This window comes from Henriciella sp., from assembly GCF_049649345.1.
Classification (GTDB): domain Bacteria; phylum Pseudomonadota; class Alphaproteobacteria; order Caulobacterales; family Hyphomonadaceae; genus Henriciella.
Genome location: NZ_JBARZC010000482.1, coordinates 1 through 2,525, shown reverse-complemented (window position 1 = coordinate 2,525; position 2,525 = coordinate 1). Strand labels below are relative to the sequence as shown.

4 protein-coding genes are annotated in these 2,525 nt (G+C 62.4%); all 4 read right to left on the bottom strand.

The features are described from left to right. Positions 1-819, bottom strand: an 819-nt coding sequence (gene fmt / locus WA989_RS13340; RefSeq protein ID WP_424340981.1) for a methionyl-tRNA formyltransferase, incomplete at its 3' end; no start/stop codon positions are given. Positions 820-868: 49 nt separating this feature from the next. After that, complete coding sequence (locus WA989_RS13335) at positions 869-994, bottom strand: hypothetical protein (RefSeq protein WP_424340980.1); 126 nt, start codon at positions 992-994, stop codon at positions 869-871. Between the two features lie 5 nt (positions 995-999). Continuing rightward, complete coding sequence (def, locus tag WA989_RS13330; protein WP_424340979.1) at positions 1,000-1,530, bottom strand: peptide deformylase; 531 nt, start codon at positions 1,528-1,530, stop codon at positions 1,000-1,002. Positions 1,531-1,579: 49 nt separating this feature from the next. Further along, the coding region (locus WA989_RS13325; protein WP_424340978.1) for a DNA recombination protein RmuC at positions 1,580-2,525 on the bottom strand (946 nt) is incomplete at its 5' end.

Genomic DNA, 2,525 nt, shown 5'->3' with positions numbered 1-2,525 from the left:
GTCCAGAAGCGTGCCGGGTTCGGCGTCATGGGTCTGCTCAGACAGGCGGCTCATCAGCGCCTTTACGCGGATCGACTCCTCGCCATCTTTCGGCGTCCAGTTGAACCACGCACCGGGAAAGGGCGAGAGGCCGCGGATCTGGCAGTCGATTTCCGATGCTGGTTTGCTCCAGTCGATCTGACGGTCTTCGCTCGTGATCTTGGACGCATAGGTCGCGCCGTCTTCGGTCTGCGGGACTGGTTTCAGGCTGCCATCGGCAAGGCCTTCGAGCGCGCGGGGCGCAAGCTCTGAGGCGAGGTCTGCGAGCCGGTCATGCAGGCTGCCGGCGGTCTCGAAGGGAAAGATGCGGGCTTCCTCGGTCGCGAGCACCGGGCCGGTATCGAGGCCGGCTTCCATCATCATGGCCTGCACGCCGGTCATCTCGTCGCCGGCCATGATGGCGCGCTGGATAGGCGCAGCGCCGCGCCAGCGGGGGAGCAGCGAGGCGTGCATGTTCATGCAGCCAAGGCGGGGCGCATCCAGCACCTCCTGCGGCAGGATGAGGCCATAGGCGACGACGACAGCTGCATCGAGATGGAGCGCAGCGAAACGGGCTTTCTCTTCGGCCGGTTTCAGCGATTTCGGCGTGCGCACGTCCAGGCCCTGGCTCTCGGCATAGCGGTGCACGGCGGTCGGCGTCAGCTTCTTGCCGCGCCCGGCAGGGCGGGGCGGCTGGGAATAGACGCAGGCGATCTTATGGCCCGCCTCACCTAGCGCGGCGAGCACGTGCACGGCAATATCCGGGCTTCCCATAAAGGCAATGCGGAGCGGTTTCGTCATGTGGCGGGGTCTAGCGAAGCGGGGGGATTAGGCAAGGTGGCAAGTCACGCTATCGCATCGCGCCGGCCATGCCATTGCCGGACAAGCCGTTTCCGGCAACCAGAATGACGATAAGCACGGCTATAGACAGAGCGAGCGTCCAGCGAAACCAGGCTTTCGAAAACAGACGTGCCAAGAGCCTTACGCCGCGCTGGCTTTTGCTTTCAAGCGGGTCGACTTCTTCACTTTCTCAACCGCGCGCTGGCGTTTGAGGCGCGAGAGGTGGTCGATGAAGAGGATGCCTTCGAGGTGGTCCATCTCGTGCTGAATGCAGACGGCGAACATGCCTTCGGCGATCTCTTCGACTTCCTTGCCATTGTAATCGAGATATTTGACGCGGCAGCGGGTCGGCCGGTCGACTTCGTCGAACACGTCCGGCACAGACAGGCAGCCCTCTTCATAAGGGGCAATGTCTTCGGTCAGCGGCAGGATTTCGGGGTTCACGAAATAGCGCGGGTCGGGCTCCTCGCCTTCGCCGGCAAGGTCCATCACGATGACGCGCTTGGGCACGCCGATCTGGATCGCGGCCAGGCCGATGCCCGGCGCGTCATACATCGTCTCGAGCATGTCATCCATCAGCGCGCGGATTTCGTCCGTGACGCCGCCTTCGACGGGCTTGGAGACTTCCTTCAGACGCGGGTCCGGGACGGTAAGAATTTCGCGAATAGCCATGGGCCGTAGATATGTTGAGACGGGCGAAAAATCAACAATGGGGCAAGTCTCAGGCTGCGTTATCAGCCTTTGAGGTCTTGCCATCAAAGTCGAGTTCCGGGGTCCGGTCGGTTGCATCTGCGCTGGCTTCAATGCGTTTTGGCTCGGGGATCGTCTTGTCCGGCGGCGCGATGGAGAGCTCTTCGAAGCGGCGCATGGTCGGCAGGACGCGCTTGTCGAGCGAGGAGGACATCTTGTTGTAATGGGTCACGGCGCCGTTCAGGGACTTGCCGACGCTTTCCATATGACCGGCGAGGACCGCGATGCGCTCATAGAGCTGCTCGCCGAGCTTGGCGGCCTCGCGCGCATTCTGGGCCATTTTCTCCTGTCGCCAGACATAAGAGACCGTCTTTGCGAGGCCGATCAGCGTTGAGGGCGTCGTAACGATGACGTTCTTGGAATAGGCCCGCTCCAGCAGGTTTGGGGCATGTTCGAGGGCAGCGGCAAAGAAGTTCTCGCCCGGAATGAACATGGCGACGAAATCGACCCGTTCATCGAGATTTGACTGATAATTCTTGGACGCCAGCGTGTCGATATGGCGCTGCACGCTGGTTGCGTGGGATTTCAGGTGCACGGCGCGCTGCTGCGGGTCACCTGAGGAGACGGCATTCATATAGGCGTCTAGCGAGACCTTGGAGTCGATGACGATCTGGCGACCGCCCGGCAGATGGATGACGGCGTCGGGCCGCTGGCGGCCGTCCTCGGTCTGGTCGCTGACCTGCTCGTCGAAGTCGCAATGACCCGACAGGCCGGCCTGCTCCATGACATTGCGAAGCGTCATCTCGCCCCAGCGACCGCCGCCTTTCGGCGCGGTCAGCGCGTTGACGAGCTTGCCAGTCTCGGCGGTGTTGAGCATCAGGCTCTTACCGATGGCCTCGACCTGTTCCTTGATCGCCGACTTGTCCTCGGCGCGGACTTTCTCGATCTCGGTGACGCGCTTCTTGAACGCGTCGAAA